This window comes from Intrasporangium sp. (assembly GCF_036566125.1).
Lineage (GTDB): Bacteria > Actinomycetota > Actinomycetes > Actinomycetales > Dermatophilaceae > Intrasporangium.
In genome coordinates this window covers 1-8,644 of record NZ_DATCWX010000091.1, presented here as the reverse complement: position 1 = coordinate 8,644, position 8,644 = coordinate 1, and the positions used below count along the sequence as shown (strand labels likewise).

Here is an 8,644-nt window from a genome sequence, read left to right as displayed (position 1 = left end):
GGCGAGCCGCTCGACGGCGTCGATGTCGCCCTCGAACCGCCCTGTGGCACGCACCTCGCGCAGCCCCGTGATAGCGATCGCGCCGGCCTGGCCCGCCCATGTCCCGACGAGGTCCTGCACCTCCTCCACCCGCCCGTTCGTCCCGATCCGGAGGATCCGATAGTCCTTCCCCAGCAGCGTGACCCGCTCCTCGTAGTCGCCCTCGTGGCCGAGGAGGCTCACATCGACGATGAGGGTGGGCTCAGCCGTCTTGGCAGGGCGTCGTTTCGTCGCCATGTCACACCATCGCCTTCGAGCTGACCTCGGGATGCTCAAGCATGAAGTGCAGCAGCCGATCCACGTAGTCGCTGAACGGTGGACATGCGACGCCCGTGTCGGCGAGGTCTCGCTGCGTGTTCGCCGTCGAGTAGGTCGTGGGCGAGGCGAAGTAGTCGACGAGTTCGCCGGGCAGCCCGAGGATCCGTGACACCCCGGGGATGGTGTCGATCGCGGCACGGGCCAGTCCTGCGAACATCGGCACCCAGACGATCCGCTTGCCCAGGCGGTCCGCGAACCCGTCGACGATCTCTCGCGCCGTCGGCGCCTGCGGGTCGGCGAGCGCGTAGGTCCGACCCACCGACTCGTCGAGGACGGAGAGCTCGTCCATCGCCGCGACGACGAAGTCCCGCGGGACCAGGTAGACCCGGACGCGGTCGGGGTCGGCGAGCCGCGGCACGAGTGCCACCGGTCCCTGCCGCTGCAGGAAGCTCGCGAAGAAGTAGGGACCGTCGAACTTCTGCGTCTCACCGGTCTCCGAGTCCCCGACGACGATTCCGGGCCGGTAGATGGTCGCGGGCAGGCCCCGGTCCATGGCCTGGCGGACGAGGAGCTCGGCCGTGAACTTCGTCGACTCGTAGTGGTTGCGGAAGGCCTGGCCCTCGTCGAGCGCGTCCTCGGTGAACTCGCCCTCGTAGGTGCCGCTGACATAGCAGGTGCTGACGTAGTGCAGTCTCGGCGGCGATGGGAGCGACCAGCAGAGCTCCAGGACGTTCACGGTCCCACCGACGTTGACGCTGCGCGCCAGTTCGTGCGCGACGTGGAGGTCGTACACCGCGGCGAGGTGCCACACCTCTGTGACCGCGTCCAGTGAGGCGCGGACCTCGGGGGACAGGCCGAGTCCGGGCAGGGTGATGTCGCCAGCGACGAGCTCGATCCTGCCGGTCGTCTGGGGATCGCTGGCCTCGAGCTCGCGGATCCGCTCCACAGCGGTCTCCAGGTACTGGCCCTGCACCAGGCACACGGCCCGGGACTGCGGTCGCCGAGCCAGCAACCGGGGGAGCAGGGCAGATCCGAGGAACCCGGGGAAACCGGTCATCAACAGTGCTGTCACGGTGACCGTGACCTCCTTCCAGCCTGGGGGAGGGTCACCCTCCACTAGTCCCAAGCCTGCACACCACATCCTCTTTGGGTCGGGACCATCGTCCCTTTCCTGCGTCACAGTCGCAGGAAAGTGATGCCGTATGCCGCTGAGCCGGCCTGCGCTCCCCGCCGAGCGGGTGGGTGGCTGGGTGTTCAGGGAACGGACTCCGGGAACGGACTCACGGAACGACTGCGGCCGCACACCTCGCCATGTGGGCCGCCCTGGCCTCCACGGTCATGCCCATGAAGTGGACGACGTGCGGGTCCGGCACGGTCGGGCGGGTCGCGTAGGACTCGGGGTCGGAGTTGTAGCAGCCGTCCGGGTCACGGCCGTCGACGTAGGGCTGGTTCCAGCCGGGCGGGAGCCAGCTCGTCCGGGCCAGAAAGGGAGAGCCGTCGCCCGGTCCGGCCCAGTGGTAGCGGTCATCCCCACGCCGCCAGCCGAGGGCTGCCAGGACCGCGCCCTGGTCTGCCCACGGCCCCGGCTGTTGGCCGGCCTCCTCCACGGCGTCGAGGAAGTCGAACGCCTCGGGGCACGACCGCAGGAGCCACACTCCGGTGTTGGGATTGACGCGATGCTCGTAGGGCACCTGCTCTAGCGCCAGGGCCTGGAAGTGCTCGGGATGCAGGTGGTCCACGATGTCCTCGTCGAATCGGACCACGAGCACGTCGGCGTCGAGCCAGACTGCCCTGGGGTAGTCCGCCAGGGCTTCGCGCAGGAGCGCGAGCTTGGTCCATTTGGCGTGCTGGGCCGTCTCGTTGGCTTCCCGCCCGTCGTGCTCGAGCTCCTCGGCGCGCACCGCGTAGCCCCACCGGTCCGCGAAACGCTCGAAGGTCGGGAGGGAAAGGTCGCGCAGGATGGTTCGCATGGTCGGGCCGGCAGCGGTGACGATGACGCCGCGGACGTCCATACGAGTTGCCACGATGCGCGCCTCAGCCACCGCGTTGGGATCGAGCGCGCTCGAGGCCGTCGAGCAGGACGTCGAGGCCGAACTCGAACTCGGTCTGGTCGTCACACCAACCCAACGTGGTGTCCTCCCCGTCGTGGCTGACCGACGAGAGCATGCCGACGAGGTTCGGCAGCTGCTCGGCCAGTTGGCGGAACGTCTCCTCGTTGGCCTCGTCCCCCTCCGGGGTGTCCGGCTCGAAGAGCTCCTGCGTGAAGCCGAGCACGCGGCTGCCGAGGGCGTGGAGCGCATGGTGGGCGAGGTCGTAGGAGAACCCGCCGCGGCGGAGGATGGCCAGCACGCCCTCGTAGTAGTGCACGACCGCGGGAATCATCGCCCTGCGTGACTCGATGACCTCCGGCGCCCACGGGTGACGGAGCAGGACCTCGCGCGCGGCGAGGACGCGCTCGCGCATCACTCCGACCCAGTCACCCTCGGCCCGGGCGGTGTCCAGGTGCGACACCGCGTCGAGCATCTCTCCCACGATGACCTCGACGATGCCGTCGAGCACGCCCTCCTTGTTGGGCACGTGGTGGTAGAGGGACATTGCCTCGACGCCGAGCGCCTCGGCGAGGCGGCGCATTGTCAGGGCGCCCAGTCCCTCCGCATCCACGAGGTCAACGGCGGAGCGGAAGACCCGCTCACGGCTCAGGGGCAGCCTCGCCGACGCGGTACTTGCCATCGGCGGCCCTCCTCGTCACCTGCGTGCCCCAACAGCCAAACCCTACGCGGTCGGATCGCCGCTCCCCTGTCCGGCTGGGGCCGTTTTGGGGATCAGTCGACCCGCACGATGACCTTCCCCCGAGCGTGGCCCTCCACCAGGTAGCGGATCGCCTTGGCGGCATCGCCGAGCTCGAAGACCTCGTCGATGACCGGGCGGACCAGCCCGCGGTGGACGAGGCCGAGCAGCGACTGGAGTGGAGCGGCCTTGTCGCTGGCGATGAAGAAGGGCATGCGATGCCCGACCAGCGGAGAGAGGAGGGCGGCGCCCAGCGGGCGCTGGAGTCCGGAGAGCAGGCGGCCGCGGCTGTCACCTCCGACGATGAGGAGGGTGCCGCGCGGGGTCAGCAGTCGACGCAGGCTGCGCACCGACCGGTTGCCGCCGATGGCGAGGATGAGGTCGAAGGGGCCGATGTCCCTCGTGGTCTCGGCGAGTTCACCTGCGGCGTAGTCGATGACGTGGTCGGCGCCGAGATCTCGGACCAGGTCGAGCTTGGCGGCGCTCGCGACTCCGGTCACCTCCGTCTCGAGGGCCTTGGCGACCTGCACGGCGTAGCAGCCGACACCGCCCGACGCCCCGATGACGAGGACCCGCTGACCGGCAGCCGCTCGGCCGACCTCCTTGACCCCCTCGAGCGCGGTGACGCCCGAGACCGGTAGGGCGGCCGCCTCCTCGAAGGAGAGCCCACCGGGCTTGGCCACGAGCCGGTCGGCACCGGCGATGCTCAGCTCGGCGCAGGTGCCCCTGCCTGTTCCGACGACCTCATCGCCGGGGGAGAAGCTCGTGACCCCCTCGCCGACCGCGTCGACGACCCCTGCGAGCGCGAAACCAGGCGTCGGCTGTCGCGGGCCGCCGAAGCCGACGGCAGGCCGCATGAGGAGGGGCAGCCCGGTCATGAGATGAACCGTCCCCTGGTCAACGCCTGCCGCCCGGACTCGGACCCGGACCTTTCCCGCACCGGGCGTCGGCTCCGGCAGGTCTCGCAGGTGCAGTTGGTCCGTCGAGCCGTACTTCTCCTGCACGATGGCGCGCATGGCATCCCCCTTACGTCGTAAGACTGTGATGCGGCCAGACTAGCCTTACGGTGTAAGACGCGCAAGGGTTTCGAACTGCCGGAACTGTCGACGGGCGACCGAGTCAGGCGTGGCTTTCATCACCGTGTCGCGCGCACGGACGAGCACGGGATTGCTGAGTTGGCCGACCCTGCCCAGGAGCCGGGACTGCCGGGCGACGTCTCGCGTCCGGGGTCGGCGCAGCATGTCGTATCGCGCCAGCGCGCGAGGGAGGTCCGACGTCTGCCTCAGCACGGTGCACAACGTCGCCGCATCCTCGAAGCCCTGGTTGGCGCCCTGCCCGAGGTTCGGTGTCATCGCGTGGGCCGCGTCGCCAAGGAGGACGGCCCGACCCTGGCTGAACGAGGGAAGCGGTCGCGCGAGCTCCTCGATGGGCAGCCAGCTGACGGCCTCGGCGTCCGTGGCCTGAACGACCTCGGCGATGGGCTCGTGCCAGCCGGCGAAGAGCTCGAGCACCTCAGGACGCTGGTCTCCGTCCCTCGCGGGGTCGCTGCTGCTGACCGCGAACCAGTAGACCCGTCCGTCCGTGAGCGGCACGAGGCCGAATCGACGGCCGGCTCCCCACGTCTCCGACGGGATGACGCTCGCCATCTCGGTGTGGGTGACGCCTCGCCAGGCGCCGTAGCCCGCGTAGCGCGATCCCGGATCGCAGGTCACGTGCTTGCGGGAGCGCGATCGGATGCCATCGGCGATGATGACGAGGTCTGCATGCACCTGCTCGCCGTCGTCGAGGCGGACCTGGCCGTCTGGAGCCGATAGGAGTTCGGCCGGAGCTTCAAAACGCACTGTGCCAGAGGGCAGTCCAGCGAGCAGCATCGCGTGGAGCGCCTCACGATGGATGACGCGCATCGTCTGGAGTGCGGCGTCCGGTGTGCGGGCCAGCCAGTCGCCTCGCGGGGTGCGGATGCCGCCCAAGGTCGGCGATGCGTCACCCGTGAGACGGCTCAGCGCCGCTCCTAGCCCGAGTGACTCGAGGGCAGCTACCCCGTTGCCGAAGAGGGAGAGCCCCGACCCCTGAGGTCTCGATCGCGGCCCGGCCTCGAGGACGGTGACCTCTGCGCCGGAGGCCAGGAGCCCATGGGCTGACGCCAGGCCAACCGGCCCGCCTCCGATGACGACGACGTGCATGACTTCTCCAGTTCTCGACGCTTCTCCAGTTGGAGAAGAAGACGGTAGCACGTACCCTCTCCACATGGAGAAGAGCAGTCGCGATCGCCTCGTCGAGGCCGGGTTGGAGGTCCTCGGCCGCGAGGGAGGCGCACGGTTCTCGGTGCGGTCGACGGAGGGCGAGGCCGGGCTGCCCCACGGCAGCGTCCGGCACCACTTCGGCGGCCTCGACGGTCTCGTCGATGCCATGGTCCAGCACCTGCTGCGCGCCGAGATGGAGCACGCGCTCACCAGACCGCGAGAGACGCTCCATGACTGGCTCGGTCCGAACCGCACCCGCACTCAGGCTCGCTACGAGCTGATGATCCAGGGGTTTCGGACTCCACGCCTCCGAGATGCCCTCGTCGCCGCGCGCGAGCGCGTCATCACGGACGTCGCAACGGACGCCGGTCTCCCGCGCGACCGCGCCGCCGTGCTCGTCGCCGCCCTTGACGGCTTGGTGCTGGACGCCCTCCTCCGGGGCGAGTCGGAGGTCCGCCCGGGCGCGATAGGGATGCTGGGGGCTAACCGAGTCGAGGGCCCCATCCCGCAGAGGACGTGACTGGCCGCTCGGGCGGGGTGGGCTCGACCGGCCGGCCGTCGTAGGGCGTCGACAGGACGATGTGCGTGCGCATCTCGCCGTGCGCGCCAAGCCGTTCGATGAGGCCCTCGAGGTGGGACAAGCTCGACGCGCGTGCCTTGAGCATCGTGCAGTGCTCCCCGGAAAGCTTGTGCACCTCGACGAGCTCGGGATAGTCGTCCGACGACGTCGTTCGGAGTAAGCAGTCAGCGGGCCGGCACCGCAGCTCAATGAACGCGAGCAGCGGTTGTCCCGCCCGGGCAGCGTCTACTCGCGCCCCATAGCCGGCAATGACACCCTCCCGCTCGAGCCGTCGCACGCGCTCCCCGACAGCCGGCCCCGAGAGATGGACCCGCGTGCCGAGCTCCTTGAACGACAGCCTGCCGTCCTGCTGGAGCTCGCGCACGATCGCCCAGTCAGTTTGATCCAACTGGACCGCGTCGAAAGCCTTCATGCCGTTCTTCCTTCCACGCAGAAAGCCGGAGACCGCAAGAACCATCACGAGGCCCTTCATCGCCATGATCGGCCTCTCTAGCGTAGAGCGCATGTCAGTCCGGACCACCGTCGAGCAACGGGAAGGCGAGCAGCAGACGGACCACAGGGGGCTCCATCAACTGCGCGTCTTCGCGGCGCTCGGCGGTCTGTCCCAGTCGCTCGCGGGCGCCGCGGCAGCACTGCTCGCCCGAGAGGTCACGGGGTCGGATGCGGCCGGAGGCCTGCCGCAGGCGCTGCTCGTCGTCGGCGCCGGAACAAGCGCCCTCGGGTTGGCTGGGTTGGCGCGCCGGCTGGGTCGGGCGTCCGCACTCTTGGTGGGAGCGGTGGCCGCGGCGCTTGGCTCCGTCGCGATGGCATGGGGCGGCTTGGGCGGGGCGCTCGGGCCGATCCTCTTCGGCAGTCTGCTCCTCGGCGCGGGCAACACCGCCGTGATGCTGTCCCGCTACGCGGCGGCGGAGCTGGATCCGGGACGGCCGGCCCCGCGCGCCATGGCTTCGGTCCTCGTCGCGACGTCGGTGGGAGCCGTCGTTGGGCCGAACCTGATGCTCCCCAGCGGGATGCTGGCCGGGAGCTTGGACGTGCCGCCGCTCATCGGCCCCTACCTCGTCGCGGCCATCGTGTACCTCGCCGGGGCTGCAGTCATCCTCCGGACCCGGCGAGCGCTGCCGCCGGTGGCCCAGGCCCCCACGAGCTCGGCGCCATCCACGCCGGCGGGACGGTTCGACGTGCTGCGTCAAGGAACCGAGGGGAGGGCGGGCCTCGCAGTGCTCGCGGTCGCCAACCTCGTCATGGTCGGCGTGATGACCATGGCCCCGATACACCTCGATCACCTCGGAGGAGGCCTGTGGCTCATCGGAGTCGTCATCAGCGCCCACATCGCCGCGATGTTCGCGCCGTCCGCCTTGAGCGGCTGGCTCACGGAACGGCTCGGCGCTCGCCACGCGGCAGCTGGCTCGGCGGCGGTCCTCGTCCTGGCATGTGTCGCGGCGATGGCAGCCGCCCACTCGACACTCGTGCTCGCTGTCGCCATGGTCATCCTTGGCCTGGGCTGGAACGGGTGTCTCCTATCGGGCAGCGCCCTGCTGACTCACGGCGTCGCAGCAGGCGACCGTCCCTTCCGCGAGGGTCTGGGCGAGGCCGGAATGGCGGCCGCAGCTGTGGTCGGTGGTGCGACCTCCGGTCTCGTCATGGCCCGATGGGGTTACTCGACGCTGGCCCTGATCGGGGCGGCGGCCGCAGCCGTCCTTGCCACGGCTCTCGCCGTGGGGCCAGCTGTCAGACGCCGACGAATTCGGGCCCGACACCGGCCTCGACGGCGATCCTGATCCGCTCCCAGTTGCGAGTCGTGGGAACCAGGCACGTCACGCGGGGCTGTCGGCGAGCTGCTCACTCACGCCATGGCATCGGGGAGGCCGAATCGTCGGTGGAGCCCGTCACCCAAGAAGCGGACGATGCCGGTGACCGCTGTCCCTTGGAGGTTCGGGATGAGTACGAGGAGGCCGCGTGCCCGAGCTTCGAGGTAGCAGCCGAATGCGGGGTGTCCGCCCGCGCGGGTCGGAAGCAGGGTGTAGCCGTCACCCGGTCGTCCCAGCGCACTGGCTCGCAGGAAGGTCGCGATTGCCTGCGGACCGTCGTACTGTTCCGTCGCTGGCGGCATGGCCAGCCACGCCTCGTCCGTAAGCAGGGCGACGACCCTCTCAACGTTGTCGGCTTCGAACGCGCGGGCGAACTCCTGCGCCAGCTGTGTTTCGGCGTTTCCTGTGGGGGTCGGAACGGTTGTGGGCATCGCGGCCCGGGCCCGTTGCAGCAGGCCCTTGACGGCGGTTGGCGTCGCGTCGAGCATGGCCGCGACCTCCGCGAGGCTGAACTCCAGCACGTCGCAGAGCACGAGGACGGCTGTCTGCCGAGGCGGCAGTGTCTGCAAGGCCGTGACGAACGCGAGTTCAATGCCCTCGCGGGCCAACGCCCGGGCTGAGGGATTGTCCTGCTCGATCAGCGCGTCTGGGTATGGCTGTAGCCACGGGACCTCAAACCGGGAGGACGGCGCCGGCGGCTCGAAGGGCGGTGCTGGCGCGAGGGGTGGTCGACGGCGGCTGTCGCGAATCGCATTGAGGCAGCGAGTCGTGGCAATTCGGTAGAGCCAAGTGCGCACTGATGAGCGTCCGGCGAAGGTTTCCAGACCCCGCCAAGCCGCCAGCATGGTCTCCTGCAACACGTCGTCGGCATCGTCGGTTGAGCCCAGCATTCGGTAACAGTGGACGTGCAGCTCGCGTCGATGCGGCTC

Annotated in this window: 10 protein-coding genes; 2 read left to right on the top strand and 8 right to left on the bottom strand. The window is 69.8% G+C overall.

Features of this window, described 5'->3' with window-relative positions; all coding sequences use genetic code 11:
* The 6 genes from VIR15_RS05480 to VIR15_RS05455 all read right to left on the bottom strand — a co-directional run.
* Positions 1-276 (bottom strand): DUF8753 domain-containing protein (locus tag VIR15_RS05480; RefSeq protein WP_414654922.1); only part of this gene is annotated, 276 nt, incomplete at its 3' end.
* Between the two features lies 1 nt (position 277).
* Complete coding sequence (locus VIR15_RS05475) at positions 278-1,369, bottom strand: SDR family oxidoreductase (protein WP_331926466.1); 1,092 nt, start codon at positions 1,367-1,369, stop codon at positions 278-280.
* 208 nt (positions 1,370-1,577) lie between these two features.
* The gene (locus VIR15_RS05470; protein ID WP_331926465.1) at positions 1,578-2,321 is read right to left on the bottom strand and encodes a glycosyltransferase family protein; all 744 of its coding nucleotides are present in this window, start codon (positions 2,319-2,321) and stop codon (positions 1,578-1,580) included.
* A gap of 10 nt (positions 2,322-2,331) precedes the next feature.
* Positions 2,332-3,027: a TetR/AcrR family transcriptional regulator C-terminal domain-containing protein gene (locus VIR15_RS05465; RefSeq protein ID WP_331926464.1), complete on the bottom strand. Its 696-nt coding sequence runs from the start codon at positions 3,025-3,027 to the stop codon at positions 2,332-2,334.
* Positions 3,028-3,119: 92 nt separating this feature from the next.
* Positions 3,120-4,100: an NAD(P)-dependent alcohol dehydrogenase gene (locus tag VIR15_RS05460; protein ID WP_331926463.1), complete on the bottom strand. Its 981-nt coding sequence runs from the start codon at positions 4,098-4,100 to the stop codon at positions 3,120-3,122.
* A 45-nt stretch (positions 4,101-4,145) separates the two neighbouring features.
* Complete coding sequence (locus VIR15_RS05455; RefSeq protein WP_331926462.1) at positions 4,146-5,267, bottom strand: FAD-dependent monooxygenase; 1,122 nt, start codon at positions 5,265-5,267, stop codon at positions 4,146-4,148.
* Between the two features lie 64 nt (positions 5,268-5,331).
* Between VIR15_RS05455 and VIR15_RS05450 the strand changes: the two genes are divergently transcribed.
* Positions 5,332-5,847 (top strand): TetR/AcrR family transcriptional regulator, encoded by a 516-nt coding sequence (locus VIR15_RS05450; protein WP_331926461.1) that lies wholly within the window; start codon positions 5,332-5,334, stop codon positions 5,845-5,847.
* On the opposite strand, the gene VIR15_RS05445 is transcribed toward VIR15_RS05450, so the two are convergent.
* Positions 5,810-6,319, bottom strand: coding sequence for an Lrp/AsnC family transcriptional regulator (locus VIR15_RS05445; RefSeq protein WP_331926460.1), 510 nt, complete (start codon positions 6,317-6,319; stop codon positions 5,810-5,812). The genes VIR15_RS05450 and VIR15_RS05445 overlap by 38 nt on opposite strands.
* 91 nt (positions 6,320-6,410) lie before the next feature.
* Here VIR15_RS05445 and VIR15_RS05440 point away from each other — a divergent pair, with 91 nt between their 5' ends.
* On the top strand, positions 6,411-7,685 hold the full coding sequence (locus VIR15_RS05440; RefSeq protein WP_331926459.1) for an MFS transporter: 1,275 nt from the start codon (positions 6,411-6,413) through the stop codon (positions 7,683-7,685).
* Positions 7,686-7,750: 65 nt separating this feature from the next.
* On the opposite strand, the gene VIR15_RS05435 is transcribed toward VIR15_RS05440, so the two are convergent.
* The coding region (locus VIR15_RS05435; RefSeq protein WP_331926458.1) for an RNA polymerase subunit sigma-70 at positions 7,751-8,644 on the bottom strand (894 nt) is incomplete at its 5' end.